Here is a 15,996-nt window from a genome sequence, read left to right as displayed (position 1 = left end):
GATTAGCGGATGAACAGTTTCTGGATCAGTTTCTGAATCGATTTGCCGTAGGGCGGGTAAATCAGCCTGGCGGCGTTGAAGCGCTGTTTGATCAGCACGCCCTTGGCCTTGCTGAAGGTCAGGAAACCTTCGTGGCCGTGGTAATGCCCCATGCCTGACGGGCCGATGCCGCCGAACGGCATGTCGTCCTGCGCCACGTGCAGCAGGGTGTCGTTCAGGCACACGCCGCCGGAGTGGGTTTCGTGCAACACGCGATTCTGCTCGCGCTTGTCGTAGCCAAAGTAGTAAAGCGCCAGAGGACGCGGGCGCTGATTGATGTAGGCAAACGCCTGATCGAGATCCTGGTACGGCACGATCGGCAGCAGCGGGCCGAAGATTTCGTCCTGCATCACAGTCATCTCGTCAGTGACGTTGAGCAGCAGGCTGTGCGGCATGCGCCGGCCCTGGCCCTGTTCGAACAGCGGGATCAGCAGCGCACCCTTGCTCGTGGCGTCGCTGACATAACCATTGAGCCGGGCGAGTTGGCGCTCGTTGATGATCGCGGTGTAGTCCGGGTTGTCGGCGAGGGTTGGATAGAAATTGTTCACCACCTGACGATAGGCTTCGACGAATGCGCCGACGCGGTCTTGCGGCACCAGCACGTAATCGGGGGCGACGCAGGTCTGCCCGGCATTCAGGGTCTTGCCGAAGGCGATGCGTTCGGCGGCGTCCTTGAGCGGCACGTCGCGAGAGACGATGGCCGGGGACTTGCCGCCCAGTTCGAGGGTCACCGGGGTCAGGTTTTCCGCCGCGGCGCGCATCACGTGTTTGCCGATGCTGGTGGCGCCGGTGAACAGCAGGTGATCAAAACGCAGCCGGGAGAACGCCACGCCGACATCGGCCTCGCCGAGCACCACGCAGACCAGATCTTCGGGGAAAATTCGCCCCAGCAGGGTCTTGAGCAACTGGCCGGTGGCCGGGGTCGATTCGCTGAGTTTGAGCATCACCCGGTTGCCCGCCGCGAGTGCGCCGACCAGTGGGCCGATGGCCAGATACAACGGGTAGTTCCACGGAACGATGATGCCGACCACGCCGAGCGGCTGGTACACGACTTTCGCCGACGCCGGCTGAAAGGCCATGCCGACTTTGCGCCGCGACGACTTCATCCAGCCCTTGAGGTGGCGGCTGGCGTAATGAATGCCGTGCAGGCTGGGCATCAGTTCGGCAAGCAGGGTTTCATCGGCGCTGCGATGACTGAAGTCCGCGCTGATGGCATCGACCAGCGCCTGCCGCTCATGGCTGAGCAATTCGCGCAACGCCTTGAGCCACTGCTGGCGCTGGTCTGCCGGTGGCATCGGGTTGGCGGCATAGGCGGCGCGCTGTGCCGCGAACAGCCGATCCAGCTCTTCCAGGGGCTGTTGCAGCGTTTGCAGATAAGCAATGTCGGCAGTCATCGTCGGCTCCGGATTTATTGTAGTGATGACGTTCTAGAGTCTATGCTCTAGAAAGTCAAATGACTTCCCGACACAGCATTGTTTTATCCAATTCCGGTTAGGTCGTAAGATGCCCCTCACCGCACTCTGAATTAAAGCTCAAGCCATGGCCCCACGAATAAAAACCAGCGAGCGCATCGTGCAGAACAGCCTCGAACTGTTCAATCAGCAGGGCGAACGCAGCATCAGCACCAATCACATTGCCGCGCACATGGAGATTTCTCCGGGCAACCTGTACTACCACTTCCCCAACAAGCAGGCGATCATCGCCGTGCTGTTCAGTGAGTACGAGACGCTTGTGGACAGCTTTCTGCGCCCGCCACAGGGGCGTGCCGCCACTGTTGAAGACAAGCGCTATTACCTCAAGGAACTGCTGTCGGCGATGTGGGGCTACCGCTTTCTGCATCGCGATCTCGAGCACCTGCTCGACAGCGATCCGGACCTGGCTGCGCGCTACCGGCGCTTTTCCCAGCGCTGCGTGATCCAGGGCATGGCGATCTACGAGGGCTTCGTCGCCGCCGGCATCCTCAAGATGGATCGGGTGCAGATCGAGTCCCTGACGATCAACGCCTGGATCATCCTCACCTCGTGGGTGCGCTTTCTGTGCACCACCCGGGAAAACTCCAATCACCTCAGCGAACAGGCCATCAAGCGTGGCGTGTATCAGGTGCTGGTGCTGGAAGCCGGATTCGTCACCGATCAGGCCCGCGAAGAGGTGAATGCCTTGTTCGACGAGTTCTACGTGCCGCTGGCCCAGGCCCTCGAGGAAGGGCGCTAAACCCATTTCGAAGTCGCTCACAGGAGTCCGCTATGCCGATTGCGCAACTGCTCAGCCCGAATGCACTGGATGCCCGCAAGGAGCAGCCGGGGCTGGTGATCCTCGATTGTCGTTTTGCCCTCGAAGACCCGGACTACGGGCAGCGCAGCTATGCCGAAGGGCACATCGCCGGCGCCCGCTTCGCCGACCTTGAGCGTGACCTCAGCGGCAAGGTGATCAAAGGTGTGACCGGACGTCACCCGCTGCCCGAGCCGGCGGCGCTGATCGAACGTCTGCAGGCGTGGGGTATCAATGCCGACAGCGATGTGGTTTTGTACGACGACGGCCCCGGTGCCTATGCGGCCCGTGCCTGGTGGTTGCTGGCGTGGCTGGGCAAGCGCGACGGCGTGTTCATCCTCGACGGCGGGCTCAAGGCCTGGCACGCGGCGGGTCTGCCGTTGAGCCTGGATGCGCCGTCGGTCACCCGGGGCAACTTCAGTGGTCAGCCGGACATGAAACTGCTGCTGAGCGCCGAACAATTGCACAAGCGCCTCGGCGAGCCGAGCCTGACCCTGATCGACGCCCGGGCCCTGCCGCGCTTCAAGGGTGAGGTGGAACCGATCGACCCGATTGCCGGGCACATTCCCGGCGCGCAATGTGCGGCGTTCAGCGAAAACCTCGGTAGCGACGGGCGCTTCCTGCCGGCGGAACAGCTCAAGCAGCGCTTTGCCGCGAAACTCGGCGAGCGTTCGCCTGCGGAACTGGTCGCTTACTGTGGCTCCGGGGTGACGGCGTGTCACAACCTGTTTGCGTTGTGTCTGGCGGGGTATCCGCTGGGTTCGCTGTATGCCGGGTCGTGGAGCGAGTGGATCAACGAGCCTTCTCGGGGCATCGCCACCGGCGAATAACCACCACAAATCACCCCTGTGGGAGCGGGCTTGCTCGCGAAAGCGGTGTGTCAGTCAACCATGATGTGTGCTGAAACACCGCTTTCGCGAGCAAGCCCGCTCCCACAGGGGTTAATCGTCGCCGATAGATTGTCGGGCACTGCGATACGCCGCTGGCCCCACGCCATAAACCTGCTTGAACTGTCGGCTCAGATGACTCTGGTCGGCAAAGCCCAGTTGCATGGCGACCTCCACCGGCAGGCAACCACTCTGCAATAAACCCCGCGCCGTGGCGATGCGCTGCTGCATCAGCCAAGTGTGCGGCGGCATGCCGGTGGCGCGGCGAAATACCCGGGCGAAGTGGAAGGGCGACAGGTTCACCGCAGCCGCCAGTTCTTCCAGCGACGGCGGCGCAGCCAGTTGCGCATGCAGCAGCTCCTTGGCCATCACCACTGCGCGGTGTTCCTTGCCCGGTTTGCCGTTGATCTGCACCGCCGCATGTCGCTGCAACAGCAGCATCATCATTTCGCGCCACATCGTCTGCTGTTGCAGCGCGGTGGCCGGGCTTTCCAGCAAGCGATGCAACTGACAGAAACCGTTGACCAGGTCCGGGTCGCGGTACAGCGTCGCGCCAAATGCCGGCATCGGCGCGGTGGGCAGTTCCAGTTCTTCGAGCAGTGACACGATCTGGCCGGTATCGGGGTAAAACGCCCGGTACAGCCAGCCGTCCTCGGTGCCCTTGTGCCCGGTGTGCAATTCGTCCGGGTTGATCAGCACCAGCGTGCCGCTGCCTGCCAGGTGTTCGGCGCCGCGATAGCGATAACGCTGGGCGCCGGCCATGATCATGCCGATCACATAACCGTCGTGCACGTGCGGGGCGAAGCGATGCTCAATGTAGCGCGCCGACAGCAACTCGACCCCGGCCAGTGGCGCGGTTTGCCAGAAACGGATCGACTCGCCCCGGTCGTTCATGACGGCACACGGGCCAGCCATTGCGGGATGCGCCGTTCCAGGTAGTAACCGGGCTGGCGCAACGTGCCATCGACAAACCCGACATGCCCACCCTTGGCCTGCAGCTCGAACCGGGTGCTGGCGGACAGCTCCTCGGCCGTCGGCAGGCTGTGGGGGAATACGAACGGATCGTCCGCTGCCTGAATGATCAGGGTCGGGGTGCGGATCTTGCCGAGAAAGTAGCGACTCGACGCCCGGCGATAATAATCCTCGGCATCAGTGAAACCGTGCAGCGGCGCGGTGACCCGGCCATCGAAGTCCCAGAAGGTGCGCATGTTCTCCAGCGAACCGAGCGCCGCCAGAGCCGCCAGGCCATCCTTGCGGCCGTCATGCTGGAACTGGCGTTGCTTGTTCTTGATGTAGGCGACCATCTCGCGCATGAAGTGCGCCTGATAGACCTTGGAGAAACCCTGGCCGATGCGGTCGGCGCACTGATCAAGACGAAACGGCACCGACACCGCCACTGCCCCGAGCACGCCGCTGTCGCTGCCGGTCTCGCCCAGATGCTTGAGCAACACATTGCCGCCGAGGGAATAACCGACCGCATACAGCGGCGCCAGTGGCCTCTTGGCGCGCAAGTGTTTGATGGCTTCGGCGAGGTCTTCGCTGGCGCCGGAGTGATAGCTGCGCGGTAACAGGTTGGGTTCACCGGAGCAGCCGCGCCAGTTCAGCGCGACACTGGCCCAGCCTTGCGCGGCGAGGGCCGCCTGGATTCCGGCGACGTAGGGCGAATTGGAAGAGCCGGTCAACCCGTGCAGCACCAGTACCAACGGCGCCTCGGCGCTGTGCGGGCCATGCCAGTCGAGGTCGAGGAAATCCCCGTCGTCCAGCCACAGGCGTTCACGCTCGCGATCAAGGTGGACGGTTTTGCGCCACAGCGGCCCCCACAAGGTTTGCAGGTGCGGATTGCCGAGGCCGAAGGCGGGGGTGAAGCGTTCTGAAGAAGCGGGCACGATGATTCTCGATGCAGCTTTGTGGGCAGAGTACGCACGCTTTTGTGGCGAGGGAGCTTGCTCCCGCTGGACTGCGCAGCAGGCCTCGCTGCTGAAAAAGGGGCCGCTTCGCGACCCAGCGGGAGCAAGCTCCCTCGCCACAGATTTAGCGCAAAATTTCAGTTAACCGGCGATGTCTGCCATACGTTGCCACAACGCGTAATACACCCGCCCGGATTTCTGCTCGCGGTGCAGGCGCCAGTTGCCCGGCAGGCCCAGCGTCGAAGGCGCGGTCTCGCTTTCAGTGTAGATCCACGAATCCGGCGCCAGCCATTGGCGTTCTTCCAGCAAAGTGCAGACGGCTGGCAACAGGTTCTGGTTGAACGGCGGATCGAGAAATACCAGATCGAACGGCGTGGCGACCTGGGTTTCCAGATAACGCAGCGCGTCGGCGGTCTGCACCTGGCCGTTGGTGCAGCGCAGGGTGCCGAGGTGTTCTTTCAGGCTCGACACCGCAACGTGGCTTGCATCCAGCGCCTGGCCCATGGCTGCGCCACGCGACAGTGCCTCGAGAAACAGCGCGCCGCTGCCGGCGAACGGGTCCAGCACCTTGGCCCCGGCCACATACGGCGCGAGCCAGTTGAACAGGGTTTCGCGCACGCGGTCCGGCGTCGGGCGCAGGCCCGGCGCATCGGGGAAGCTCAGTTTGCGGCTGCGCCATTCGCCGCCAATGATGCGCAGCTGGTTCACACCGTTGTGGACGTTCTGCGCAGGTTTTTTAGGACGAGTAGCCATTAATGCTCCGGAACCCCGAGCGGTTGCTCGGCAGGTTTATCAGATGGGGCCGGTAACGGCTTTTGCGGCACGGTCGGGCCAGCGCTGACGATGACCAGTTTGTCCGTGCTCAGGTGTTTGTTCATCGCGTCTTTGACCTGCTCGACCGTCAGGCTCTGGGACTGACGCATGAAGTCATCCAGATAGCTCAGCGGCAGATTATAGAAACCCATGGCGCCCAGTTGGCCGACGATGTCGGCGTTGCTCGCGGTGGACAGCGGGAAGCTGCCGGCCAGTTCGCGTTTGGCGTCGTCGAGTTCTTTTTGGGTCGGGCCGGTCTTCAGGTAATCGGCGAGCACGTCCTGCACCAGTTTCAGGGTGCCCTCGCTCATTTCCGCGCGGGTCTGCAGGTTGATCATGAACGGGCCGCGAGCCTGCATCGGGCTGAACCCGGAATACACGCCGTAGGTCAGGCCGCGCTTCTCGCGCACTTCGCTCATCAGACGGGTGCCGAAACCGCCGCCACCGAGGATCTGGTTGCCCATCGACAGCGCCGCGTAATCCGGATCGTCACGGTCGATGCCCAGTTGCGCGAGCAGCAGGTTGGTCTGCTTCGACGGGAACTCGATGTGATTGACGCTGGCCTTCGGTTCCTGCGGCTGGGCGATCTTCGCCAGTGCCGGGCCTTTGGGCAGGGCGCCGGAGACCTGATTGGCAATCGCCTCGGCTTCGGCGCGAGACAAGTCACCGACCAGCGCGATCACCACGTTGCCGGCCGCGTAGGCCTTGGCGTGGAACTCACGCAATTGCGCCAGAGTGATCTTCGGTACGCTCTGCGCGTTGCCGTCGCTGGAATGCGCATACGGGTGGTCGCCGTACAAACGCTTCATCAGCTCAAGGCTGGCGAGTTTGCCGGGGTTCTGTTTCTGGTATTCGAAACCGGCGAGCATCTGGTTCTTGATGCGCGCGAAGGAGTCGGCCGGGAACGTCGGTTTGCCCACCACTTCGGAGAACAGCTTCAGCGCCGGTTCACGTTGCTCGGCGGCACTCAGGCTGCGCAGCGAAGCCAGCGCCATGTCCTTGTAGGCACCGTTGCCGAAATCCGCACCGAGGCTTTCGAAACCCTGGGCGATGGCGCCGACGTCCTTGCCGGCCACACCTTCGTTGAGCATGGCGTTGGTCAGCACTGCCAGGCCCGGCGCATTGCCGTCCTGGCTGCTGCCGGCGGCGAAAATCAGGCGCATGTCGAACATCGGCAACTCATGGGCTTCGACGAACAGCACCTTGGCGCCTTCGGCGGTGTTCCAGGTCTGCACGTCGAGCTTGCGGCTGGCCGGGGCCTTGCCATCGAGTTCGGCCAGCGATTGCAGCTTTTGGCTGGTCTTGGCGTTGTCCAGCGCTTCGCTGGCGTCGGTTTTGACGCCCGGCATCAGATAGAACGCAGCCGAGCCGATCACGGCGATGGCGATCAGGCCGAGCAAAAGGCGTGGGGTTCTACGCTCACTCATGAGTCGTCTCCAGTGGCAGGACATGGGCGACGCTGAGACGTTCGCGGGTGAAATACAGCTTGGCGGCGTTCTGGATGTCTTGCGGGGTCACGCTTTCCAGATCAGCAAGTTCGGTGTCCATCAGTTTCCACGACAGCCCGACCGTTTCCAGTTGGCCGATGGCGGTGGCCTGGCTGGTGATCGAATCACGTTCGAACACCAGACCGGCGATCACTTGTGCCCGCACGCGCGCCAGTTCTTCGGCGGAAGGTGCGGTGGTTTTCAGCTGTTCCAGCAGTTTCCACAGGCCGGCTTCAGCTTGCGCCATGGTCTTTTTCTTCTGGGTGTTCGGCGTCGCCGACAGAGTGAACAGGCTGTCGCCACGGGTGTAGGCGTCGTAGCTCGACGAACCGCCGGAGACCAGCTCTTCGCCGCGCTCCAGTTGCGTCGGGATGCGCCCGCTGTAGCCGCCGTCAAGCAACGCCGAGATCAGGCGCAGGGCGTTGACCGAGCGCTTGTCTTCAGCGGTGGCGATGCTTGGCACGTTGAAACCGAGCATCAGGCTGGGCAATTGGGTCTGCACATGCAGGGTGATCTGGCGCTCACCCGGCTCGGCCAGTTCCAGCGGTTTCTTCGCGGGTGGCACATCGCGTTTGGCAATCGGCCCGAAGTAGCGCTGGGCGAGGGTTTTCACTTCATCAGGCGTGACGTCGCCGACCACCACCAGCGTGGCGTTGTTCGGCACATACCAGGATTTATACCAGTGGCGCAGCTCCTCGACTTTCATCCGGTCCAGGTCAGCCATCCAGCCGATGGTCGGCGTGTGGTAGCCGCTGGCGGGGTACGCCATCGCCTTGTAACGCTCGTAAGCCTTGGACATCGGCTTGTCATCGGTGCGCAGGCGACGCTCTTCCTTGATGACTTCGATTTCCTTGGCGAACTCGTCGGCCGGCAGGCGCAGATTGGCCATGCGGTCGGCTTCCAGTTCGAAGGCCACACCCAGACGGTCGCGGGCCAGCACTTGGTAATAAGCGGTGAAATCGTCACTGGTGAAGGCGTTTTCTTCGGCGCCCAGGTCGCGCAGGATCAACGAGGCTTCGCCGGGGCCGACTTTCTCGCTGCCCTTGAACATCATGTGCTCGAGCGCGTGGGACAGACCGGTCTGGCCCGGGGTTTCGTAGCTGGAACCGACCTTGTACCAGACCTGCGACACCACCACTGGCGCGCGATGGTCTTCGCGCACGACGACCTTCAGGCCGTTGTCGAGGGTGAATTCGTGGGTCGGTTGCGGGTCGGCCGCCAGGGCCGAAAGGGGCAGGCAGACTGTGCTGAGCAGCAGGCCTGCAGCGCGGCGGGCTAGAGCATTCATTCGTTTTTTAACCTGTTGGGCTGCCCGCTTGGTCTTAGCGTCGGCGGGCGAGAGGGTGCTAGGATACTGATCCGTTTTACTGGCGGCCACGCCTATCAGGTCGTTGATCGGTCGATAGGTTGTATGGGTTTCCGGCAGAAGCTTTGAGTTTGTCAGCTAAACTCTGCGTTTTCGCCGACGATGCCGTTCCAGTCCTTCGTAATAATCGACCTTTGAGGTGCCTGCGGCGCCTCGACAAAATGTTGCGCGTGAACAAGCTGGATGAAACACAGTCTGTTCTGCATCGAATATTTATTTGCCGGGGCGCCCTTATGGCGCGTCGCTACCGTGAGATAGCCGTCCTCCATGTTTGGTTCCAACGACGACAAGAAGACCCCAGCTGCGGCTGGCGAGAAGAAAAGCCTGTTCGGATGGCTGCGTAAGAAACCGCAGGAACCCGTCGTCGAACAGCCGCCCGCGATTCCTGAGCCGGCTCCGACGCCAGCGCCTGCAATAGAAGAAGAGCCGGCGCCGATCGTGCTGCCGATTGCCGAGCCGGTGCTGCAACCGGTTGAGCCGGAGCCAGAACCTGAAACCCCGGTGGCGGCCGAGCTGCCACTGACTCCGGCGGCCGAGCCGTGGCTGACCTTGCCGGTGGCGGAAGAGCCGGTGGCATTGGTTGAAGAGGCTGCGCCGCATATCACCCCAGCGATTCCAGCACCTGCTGCGTTCGTCCCTGAAGTCGCTGCGGCGCCAGTGGTTGAGCCAGTGCGCGAGCCTGCGCCGGTTGTTTCCGAGCCAGCGGCCCCGGTGTTCGTTGCCCCTGTTGCACCGGTCATTCAGCATCCCGAGCCTGCACCTGCACCTGCACCTGCACCTGCACCTGCACCTGCACCGGTTGCCGTTGCTCCGGTTACGCCTGTGGAAGTGGTGGCTGAAACGCCGGTCGAAGCCCCGCGCACCGAAGAAACCAAGGCCGGTTTCTTTGCCCGTCTGAAACAAGGCTTGTCCAAGACCAGCGCCAGCATCGGCGAAGGCATGGCCAGCCTGTTCCTCGGTCGCAAAACTATCGACGACGATCTGCTCGATGACCTCGAAACCCGTCTGCTGACCGCCGACGTGGGGGTCGAAGCCACCACCCAGATCATCCAGCGCCTGACCCAGAAGGTCGCCCGCAAAGAATTGGCCGACGCCGATGCGCTGTACAAGTCGTTGCAGGCCGAGCTGGCCGCGATGCTCAAACCGGTCGAGCAGCCGCTGAAAATCGCCTCGCAGCACAAGCCGTTCGTGATTCTGGTGGTCGGCGTCAACGGCGCCGGCAAGACCACCACCATCGGCAAACTGGCGAAGAAGCTGCAGCTGGAAGGCAAGAAAGTCATGCTCGCCGCCGGTGACACTTTCCGCGCCGCCGCCGTTGAGCAACTGCAGGTCTGGGGCGAGCGCAACAAGATCCCGGTGATCGCCCAGCACACCGGTGCCGACTCCGCGTCGGTGATCTTCGACGCCGTGCAGGCCGCCAAGGCCCGTGGCATCGACGTGCTGATCGCCGACACCGCCGGTCGTCTGCACACCAAAGACAACCTGATGGAAGAACTGAAGAAAGTTCGCCGGGTGATCGGCAAGCTCGACGCCGACGCGCCGCACGAAGTGCTGCTGGTGCTCGACGCCGGTACCGGGCAGAACGCGATCAATCAGGCCAAGCAATTCAACCAGACCGTCGAACTGACCGGCCTGGCGCTGACCAAGCTCGACGGTACCGCCAAGGGCGGGGTGATTTTCGCCCTGGCCAAGCAGTTTGGCCTGCCGATCCGCTACATCGGCGTCGGTGAAGGCATCGACGATCTGCGTACCTTTGAAGCCGAACCCTTTGTCCAGGCACTGTTTGCCGAGCGGGAGCGTTCATGATTCGTTTCGAACAGGTCGGTAAACGCTACCCGAACGGTCACGTCGGCTTGCATGAGCTGAGCTTTCGAGTCCGTCGTGGCGAGTTTCTGTTTGTCACCGGTCACTCCGGTGCCGGTAAATCCACGCTGTTGCGCCTGTTGCTGGCGATGGAGCGTCCGACCAGCGGCAAATTGCTGCTGGCCGGGCAAGACCTGAGCACCATCAGCAACGCGCAGATTCCGTTCCTGCGACGGCAGATCGGCGTGGTGTTCCAGAATCACCAGTTGCTGTTTGATCGCACGGTGTTCAACAACGTCGCGCTGCCGTTGCAGATTCTCGGGCTGTCCAAGGCAGAGATCGCCAAGCGCGTCGATTCGGCGCTGGAGCGCGTGGCGCTGTCGGATAAAACCGATCTGTATCCGGGCGACCTGTCCACCGGTCAGCAACAGCGCGTCGGCATCGCCCGCGCCATCGTCCACCGCCCGGCCTTGCTGCTGGCGGACGAACCGACCGGTAACCTCGACCCGCGTCTGGCGGCCGAGATCATGGGCGTGTTCGAAGACATCAACCGCCTGGGCACCAGCGTGCTGATCGCCAGTCACGACCTGGCGCTGATTGCGCGCATGCGGCACCGGATGCTGACCCTGCAACGCGGCCGACTGATCGGCGACGGGGAGGCCGGGGTATGAGTGCGACACGCAGTCCGAAGGTTTCCGAGCGCGTGGCCCCGAAAGCCGCCGATCCGCAGCCGCCGAAGAAGAAAAAACACGACGATGACGATGGCCCGGACTTTTCCACGCTGTTGCGTTCGTGGATCGAAAGTCACCGCGCCAGCCTGCTCGATAGCCTGCGTCGCCTCGGCAAGCAGCCGATCGGCAGCTTCTTCACCTGCATGGTGATGGCCGTGGCGCTGAGCCTGCCGATGGGTCTGTCGCTGCTGATCAACAACGTCGAGCGACTGGGTGGTTCGTGGCAGCGTGCGGCGCAGATTTCGCTGTACCTGCAGCTGGATGCGAGTCCGGAGCAGGGCGAGGCGTTGCGCGAGCAGATCAAAGGTATGCCGGGCGTCGCTGATGCCGAATATGTCGGCCGTGATCAGGCGCTGGAAGAGTTTCAGCAGCAGTCCGGCCTGGGCGAGGCCCTGCGCGAGCTGCCGGAGAACCCGCTGCCGGGCGTGGTGCTGGTAACCCCGAACGAGGTCGACAAGCCGACTCTGGAAGCATTAAGACAAAAACTTTCCGAGCTGCCCAAGGTACAACAGGCGCAACTTGATCTAGTCTGGGTCGAGCGTCTGGCCGCCATCCTCAAGCTCGGTGATCGTTTTGTCTTCGGTCTGACGGTGCTGCTGGTTTCTGCATTACTTTTGGTGATAGGCAATACCATTCGTCTTCATATTGAAAACCGCCGCACCGAGATAGAAGTGATTAAACTCGTCGGCGGCACTGACAGCTATGTGCGGCGTCCCTTTCTGTATATGGGCGCGTTGTATGGCTTTGGTGCGGGTGTTCTGTCCTGGGGTGTGCTGGCGTTCGGCCTGAACTGGCTGAACGACGCGGTGGTTGGACTGGCCGGCTTGTACGGTAGTGATTTTGCACTGGCCGGAGTGCCAGTTGCCGACGGTCTGTCGCTCTTGCTTGGCGCGGTGCTGTTGGGTTATATCGGTGCATGGATTGCAGTCGCACGTCATCTCAGGGAGCTGGCGCCGAAGTAGAATCTTTTTTGCGCGTGATTGACCTCGCGGTTTTTTTGGGAACTTGTACTTGAATTCCCGGTCAATTTTTCGCAGTGCCGAGAGGCACGAGTATGTAAGTGGGAGGTTTTTTCGCATGACCAATTCTTTGCAACCTGCGTATGCGTTGGTTCCGGGTGCGAACCTGGAAGCCTATGTGCACACCGTCAACAGCATTCCATTGCTGACGCCGGAGCAGGAGCGTGAACTGGCCGAGAGTCTCTACTATGAGCAGGATTTGGGGGCGGCTCGGCAGATGGTGCTCGCCCACCTGCGATTTGTCGTACACATTGCCCGTAGCTATTCCGGCTACGGTCTGGCTCAGGCTGACCTGATCCAGGAAGGTAACGTCGGCCTGATGAAGGCCGTGAAGCGCTTCAACCCGGAAATGGGTGTGCGTCTGGTGTCGTTCGCCGTGCACTGGATCAAGGCGGAAATTCACGAGTTCATCCTGCGCAACTGGCGCATTGTGAAAGTCGCGACCACCAAGGCCCAGCGCAAGCTGTTCTTCAACCTGCGCAGCCAGAAGAAACGTCTGGCGTGGCTGAACAACGAGGAAGTCCACCGTGTGGCGGAAAGCCTTGGCGTCGAACCACGTGAAGTGCGCGAGATGGAAAGCCGCCTGACCGGTCATGACATGGCCTTCGACCCGGCTGCCGAAGCTGACGACGACAGTGCATTCCAGTCGCCGGCCAACTACCTGGAAGACCACCGGTACGACCCGGCGCGTCAACTGGAAGATGCCGACTGGAGCGACAACTCCAACCACAACCTGCACGATGCGCTGTAAGTGCTTGACGAACGTAGCCGCGACATCCTCTACCAGCGCTGGCTGGCAGAAGAGAAAGCCACGCTGCACGACCTGGCGCAGAAGTACAACGTGTCGGCCGAGCGGATCCGTCAGCTCGAGAAGAGCGCGATGAACAAGCTCAAGTTGTCGATCGCCGCATAACCGGCGCTTGGCAAACAAAAACGCCCCGATCAGCGATGATCGGGGCGTTTTCATTTCCGGTTTTACACAAAACCCCTGTGGGAGCGGGCTTGCTCGCGAAGGCGGAGTGTCATTCAGCAGTGGCGGTGACTGACACTCCGCTTTCGCGAGCAAGCCCGCTCCCACAGTGGTTGATGGGGTCTGAATGATTGAATGTGGTTATTCGGCCCAAGGCGCCCGGCGCGAGTCGTTGAGCCCCAGCAGATAACTGGTCCCGCCCAATTGGCTCATCTGCTGCCGAATCCACCCGGCCCGGCGCGACACATAAGCCGTCGGATGGCTGGCACTCCACACTCGAGGGTTAGGCAGCACTGCGGCCAGGTAGCTCGCCTGCTGGCGGGACAAGGATTTAGCGCTCACGCCAAAGTGATGGCGTGCCGCCGCTTCGGCACCAAACACCCCGTCGTCCCACTCGACGCTGTTCAGATACACCTCAAGAATCCGCTGCTTGGGCCAGAGCACCTCGATCAGCGCGGTAAACCACGCTTCCAGGCCTTTGCGCAGATAACTGCGACCTGACCACAGAAACAGGTTCTTCGACACTTGCTGACTCAAGGTACTGGCACCGCGAATCGAGCCGCCGAGTTCGTTGTGGGCCAACGCAGCCTGGATCGCGCCGAAGTCAAAACCCCAATGCTCGGGAAACTTCTGGTCTTCGCCGGCCATGACCGCGACCTTGAGATCGTCGGAGATCTCGTCCCACGGTTTCCAGGTGCGCTGTAGGTCAATAGGCTCGCCGTCGACCCAGGATTCGACCTTGCGCTCGACCATCAGCGCCGTGCCCGGCGGCGGCACGAAGCGAAACAACAACACCAGCAATACACTGCCGCCCGCGAACCAGAGCAGGGCCTTCGTGAGACGACGCAAAAGTGAACGCAGCATAGAGATGGCTTGGCCGAACCGATAGAGCGGGCCATTATACAGACCCTGCCGAACGAGTCTGACTGGAGTTCCACATGCTGCGTGGCTTTCTGATGCTGGCCGCTTTCTTTGGTTTTACCGGTGTGGGCCTGGGTGCTTTCGCTGCTCATGGCCTGAAAAGCCGCCTGACCCCCGAGTATCTGGCGATTTTCCACACGGGCGTGACCTATCAACTGGTGCACACCCTGGCGCTGTTCGGCGTCGCACTGCTGGCCACTCAGATCCAGGGGCGGCTGGTGACCTGGGCCGGTATTTCGTTCGCCGTCGGCATCCTGCTGTTCTCCGGCAGTTTGTACGTGCTGACCACCACCGGCATCAGCAAGCTCGGCATCATCACCCCGTTCGGCGGCTTGGCCTTCCTGATCGGCTGGGTATGCCTCGGGCTTGCCGCCTGGCGCCTGCAACTGACCTGACCCGATCCCTGTAGGAGCCGCCGCAGGCTGCGATCTTTTGATTTTGCTTTTGAAGATCAAAAGATCGCAGCCTGCGGCAGCTCCTACGGGGGTATGGCCATTTCAGCGGGGTAAAGGGTTTCAAGACGAATGGCTTGGGTCACCCCGCGTGATCGGGCTAGAATGCCACCCCCTAAAAATGATGGCGGCCTTGCGCATGCGCATTCAGTTGAACGGCGAATCCTTTGAACTGCCCGACGGTGAAACCGTTGCGGCCCTGATCACTCGTCTGGACCTGACCGGTCGCCGGGTGGCAGTCGAACTCAATCTGGATATCGTCCCGCGCAGCCAGCATGCCGACACCGTCCTCAACGACGGCGATAACGTCGAAGTGGTACACGCCATCGGCGGCGGCTAGCCCCAAACACTGTGAAAACTGCTGCGCTCGGAAATACTGCGTTAAAAACAGGCTCGGAATGCTCATTTACAACCAGTAAACTCCGCTTCCTCGCCTGTTTTTGCCTTGTCTTTCCTTCGCTCGCGACGTTTTCACAGCGTTTGGCCAATAAGGATTCTGCAAGACCCTCACCCCTAAAGAGGATTCCCCATGAGCATCGTTCGCAGCGACAAGCCTTTTGTTCTGGCCGGTCGTACTTACCAGTCGCGTTTGCTGGTCGGTACCGGCAAGTACCGTGACATGGAAGAAACCCGCCAGGCCATCGAAGCCTCGGGTGCCGAGATCGTCACGTTCGCCGTGCGCCGTACCAACCTCGGCCAGATCGAAGGCGAGCCGAACCTGCTCGAAGTGCTGTCGCCGGATCGCTACACCTTCCTGCCGAACACCGCCGGTTGCTATGACGCCATCGAGGCCGTGCGCACCTGCCGCCTGGCCCGTGAGCTGCTTGATGGTCACAACCTGGTGAAGCTGGAAGTGCTGGCCGACCAGAAAACCCTGTTCCCCAACGTGATCGAAACCCTCAAGGCCGCGGAAACGCTGGTCAAGGAAGGCTTCGACGTGATGGTCTACACCAGTGATGACCCGATCATCGCCCGGCAACTGGCGGAAATCGGCTGCATCGCGGTCATGCCGCTGGCCGGTCTGATCGGTTCCGGTCTGGGGATCTGCAACCCGTACAACCTGCAGATCATTCTCGAAGAAGCGAAAATTCCGGTGCTGGTGGATGCCGGCGTCGGTACCGCTTCCGACGCCACCATCGCCATGGAACTGGGCTGTGACGCGGTGCTGATGAACTCGGCCATCGCCCACGCCCAGCAACCGGTGATGATGGCCCAAGCCATGCAACACGCGATCGTCGCGGGCCGCCTGGCCTACCTCGCCGGCCGCATGCCGAAAAAACTCTATGCCAGCGCCTCTTCGCCGCTGGATGGTCTGATCAAGTAAGAGCCATTG

Annotated in this window: 16 protein-coding genes and 1 pseudogene; 9 read left to right on the top strand and 8 right to left on the bottom strand. The window is 61.9% G+C overall.

Annotation, left to right across the window (positions count from 1 at the left end):
* Nucleotides 1–2 precede the first annotated feature (2 nt).
* A complete protein-coding gene (locus tag ACIOUG_RS09775; protein ID WP_401064774.1) occupies nucleotides 3–1,433 on the bottom strand; it encodes a coniferyl aldehyde dehydrogenase in 1,431 nt (476 codons plus the stop codon).
* Between the two features lie 145 nt (nucleotides 1,434–1,578).
* Here ACIOUG_RS09775 and ACIOUG_RS09770 point away from each other — a divergent pair, with 145 nt between their 5' ends.
* Nucleotides 1,579–2,250, top strand: a complete 672-nt coding sequence (locus ACIOUG_RS09770) for a TetR/AcrR family transcriptional regulator (protein WP_027610562.1) — start codon at nucleotides 1,579–1,581, stop codon at nucleotides 2,248–2,250.
* A gap of 32 nt (nucleotides 2,251–2,282) precedes the next feature.
* Nucleotides 2,283–3,137, top strand: coding sequence for a sulfurtransferase (locus tag ACIOUG_RS09765; RefSeq protein WP_401064771.1), 855 nt, complete (start codon nucleotides 2,283–2,285; stop codon nucleotides 3,135–3,137).
* A gap of 111 nt (nucleotides 3,138–3,248) precedes the next feature.
* On the opposite strand, the gene ACIOUG_RS09760 is transcribed toward ACIOUG_RS09765, so the two are convergent.
* The 6 genes from ACIOUG_RS09760 to ACIOUG_RS09735 form a co-directional block, all read right to left on the bottom strand.
* A complete protein-coding gene (locus ACIOUG_RS09760) occupies nucleotides 3,249–4,088 on the bottom strand; it encodes an AraC family ligand binding domain-containing protein (RefSeq protein ID WP_401064819.1) in 840 nt (279 codons plus the stop codon).
* A complete protein-coding gene (locus ACIOUG_RS09755) occupies nucleotides 4,085–5,080 on the bottom strand; it encodes a hydrolase (RefSeq protein ID WP_401064768.1) in 996 nt (331 codons plus the stop codon). Before ACIOUG_RS09755 ends, ACIOUG_RS09760 begins: the two co-directional genes overlap by 4 nt.
* Nucleotides 5,081–5,242: 162 nt before the next feature.
* Entirely contained in the window at nucleotides 5,243–5,854 is a 612-nt protein-coding gene (gene rsmD, locus ACIOUG_RS09750) for a 16S rRNA (guanine(966)-N(2))-methyltransferase RsmD (RefSeq protein ID WP_401064765.1), read from the bottom strand.
* Nucleotides 5,854–7,341, bottom strand: a complete 1,488-nt coding sequence (locus ACIOUG_RS09745) for a M16 family metallopeptidase (RefSeq protein ID WP_401064762.1) — start codon at nucleotides 7,339–7,341, stop codon at nucleotides 5,854–5,856. Before ACIOUG_RS09745 ends, rsmD begins: the two co-directional genes overlap by 1 nt.
* Nucleotides 7,334–8,689 (bottom strand): M16 family metallopeptidase, encoded by a 1,356-nt coding sequence (locus ACIOUG_RS09740; protein ID WP_401064760.1) that lies wholly within the window; start codon nucleotides 8,687–8,689, stop codon nucleotides 7,334–7,336. The genes ACIOUG_RS09745 and ACIOUG_RS09740 overlap by 8 nt, the downstream gene beginning before the upstream one ends.
* Before the next feature lie 152 nt (nucleotides 8,690–8,841).
* Nucleotides 8,842–9,036, bottom strand: a complete 195-nt coding sequence (locus tag ACIOUG_RS09735) for a hypothetical protein (RefSeq protein WP_204894107.1) — start codon at nucleotides 9,034–9,036, stop codon at nucleotides 8,842–8,844.
* Between ACIOUG_RS09735 and ftsY the strand changes: the two genes are divergently transcribed.
* The 4 genes and pseudogenes from ftsY (at nucleotide 9,035) to rpoH (ending at nucleotide 13,233) form a co-directional block, all read left to right on the top strand.
* Nucleotides 9,035–10,573 (top strand): signal recognition particle-docking protein FtsY, encoded by a 1,539-nt coding sequence (ftsY, locus tag ACIOUG_RS09730; protein ID WP_401064758.1) that lies wholly within the window; start codon nucleotides 9,035–9,037, stop codon nucleotides 10,571–10,573. The two genes, ACIOUG_RS09735 and ftsY, sit on opposite strands and share 2 nt — an antisense overlap.
* Complete coding sequence (gene ftsE / locus ACIOUG_RS09725; protein ID WP_003229148.1) at nucleotides 10,570–11,241, top strand: cell division ATP-binding protein FtsE; 672 nt, start codon at nucleotides 10,570–10,572, stop codon at nucleotides 11,239–11,241. The genes ftsY and ftsE overlap by 4 nt, the downstream gene beginning before the upstream one ends.
* On the top strand, nucleotides 11,238–12,263 hold the full coding sequence (gene ftsX, locus ACIOUG_RS09720; protein ID WP_401064756.1) for a permease-like cell division protein FtsX: 1,026 nt from the start codon (nucleotides 11,238–11,240) through the stop codon (nucleotides 12,261–12,263). Before ftsE ends, ftsX begins: the two co-directional genes overlap by 4 nt.
* Nucleotides 12,264–12,378: 115 nt before the next feature.
* Nucleotides 12,379–13,233: pseudogene (rpoH, locus tag ACIOUG_RS09715) on the top strand (RNA polymerase sigma factor RpoH).
* 198 nt (nucleotides 13,234–13,431) lie between these two features.
* Here rpoH and mtgA read toward each other — a convergent pair.
* Nucleotides 13,432–14,154, bottom strand: a complete 723-nt coding sequence (gene mtgA / locus ACIOUG_RS09710; RefSeq protein ID WP_025109130.1) for a monofunctional biosynthetic peptidoglycan transglycosylase — start codon at nucleotides 14,152–14,154, stop codon at nucleotides 13,432–13,434.
* A gap of 74 nt (nucleotides 14,155–14,228) precedes the next feature.
* Between mtgA and ACIOUG_RS09705 the strand changes: the two genes are divergently transcribed.
* From ACIOUG_RS09705 to ACIOUG_RS09695, 3 genes are all read left to right on the top strand, one after another.
* Nucleotides 14,229–14,606, top strand: coding sequence for a DUF423 domain-containing protein (locus ACIOUG_RS09705; protein ID WP_401064753.1), 378 nt, complete (start codon nucleotides 14,229–14,231; stop codon nucleotides 14,604–14,606).
* Between the two features lie 196 nt (nucleotides 14,607–14,802).
* On the top strand, nucleotides 14,803–15,003 hold the full coding sequence (gene thiS / locus ACIOUG_RS09700) for a sulfur carrier protein ThiS (protein ID WP_401064750.1): 201 nt from the start codon (nucleotides 14,803–14,805) through the stop codon (nucleotides 15,001–15,003).
* Nucleotides 15,004–15,192: 189 nt separating this feature from the next.
* Nucleotides 15,193–15,987 (top strand): thiazole synthase, encoded by a 795-nt coding sequence (locus tag ACIOUG_RS09695; RefSeq protein WP_007964131.1) that lies wholly within the window; start codon nucleotides 15,193–15,195, stop codon nucleotides 15,985–15,987.
* The last annotated feature ends 9 nt before the right edge of the window (nucleotides 15,988–15,996 follow it).

The organism is Pseudomonas sp. NPDC087803 (assembly GCF_044742995.1).
Taxonomy (GTDB): domain Bacteria; phylum Pseudomonadota; class Gammaproteobacteria; order Pseudomonadales; family Pseudomonadaceae; genus Aquipseudomonas.
The sequence above is the reverse complement of the archived record's forward strand: the minus strand, read 5'-3'. Positions and strand labels throughout refer to the sequence as shown.

What these genes read in the sequence shown, in the direction of transcription:
- ftsY (WP_401064758.1), top strand. Translation starts at nt 9,035, where the DNA reads ATGTTTGGTTCCAACGACGACAAGAAGACCCCAGCTGCGGCTGGCGAG.
- mtgA (WP_025109130.1), bottom strand. Translation starts at nt 14,154, where the DNA reads ATGCTGCGTTCACTTTTGCGTCGTCTCACGAAGGCCCTGCTCTGGTTC.
- ACIOUG_RS09695 (WP_007964131.1), top strand. Translation starts at nt 15,193, where the DNA reads ATGAGCATCGTTCGCAGCGACAAGCCTTTTGTTCTGGCCGGTCGTACT.
- ACIOUG_RS09705 (WP_401064753.1), top strand. Translation starts at nt 14,229, where the DNA reads ATGCTGCGTGGCTTTCTGATGCTGGCCGCTTTCTTTGGTTTTACCGGT.
- ACIOUG_RS09735 (WP_204894107.1), bottom strand. Translation starts at nt 9,036, where the DNA reads ATGGAGGACGGCTATCTCACGGTAGCGACGCGCCATAAGGGCGCCCCG.
- ACIOUG_RS09745 (WP_401064762.1), bottom strand. Translation starts at nt 7,341, where the DNA reads ATGAGTGAGCGTAGAACCCCACGCCTTTTGCTCGGCCTGATCGCCATC.
- ACIOUG_RS09760 (WP_401064819.1), bottom strand. Translation starts at nt 4,088, where the DNA reads ATGAACGACCGGGGCGAGTCGATCCGTTTCTGGCAAACCGCGCCACTG.
- ftsX (WP_401064756.1), top strand. Translation starts at nt 11,238, where the DNA reads ATGAGTGCGACACGCAGTCCGAAGGTTTCCGAGCGCGTGGCCCCGAAA.
- ftsE (WP_003229148.1), top strand. Translation starts at nt 10,570, where the DNA reads ATGATTCGTTTCGAACAGGTCGGTAAACGCTACCCGAACGGTCACGTC.
- thiS (WP_401064750.1), top strand. Translation starts at nt 14,803, where the DNA reads ATGCGCATTCAGTTGAACGGCGAATCCTTTGAACTGCCCGACGGTGAA.
- ACIOUG_RS09775 (WP_401064774.1), bottom strand. Translation starts at nt 1,433, where the DNA reads ATGACTGCCGACATTGCTTATCTGCAAACGCTGCAACAGCCCCTGGAA.
- ACIOUG_RS09765 (WP_401064771.1), top strand. Translation starts at nt 2,283, where the DNA reads ATGCCGATTGCGCAACTGCTCAGCCCGAATGCACTGGATGCCCGCAAG.
- ACIOUG_RS09770 (WP_027610562.1), top strand. Translation starts at nt 1,579, where the DNA reads ATGGCCCCACGAATAAAAACCAGCGAGCGCATCGTGCAGAACAGCCTC.
- rsmD (WP_401064765.1), bottom strand. Translation starts at nt 5,854, where the DNA reads ATGGCTACTCGTCCTAAAAAACCTGCGCAGAACGTCCACAACGGTGTG.
- ACIOUG_RS09740 (WP_401064760.1), bottom strand. Translation starts at nt 8,689, where the DNA reads ATGAATGCTCTAGCCCGCCGCGCTGCAGGCCTGCTGCTCAGCACAGTC.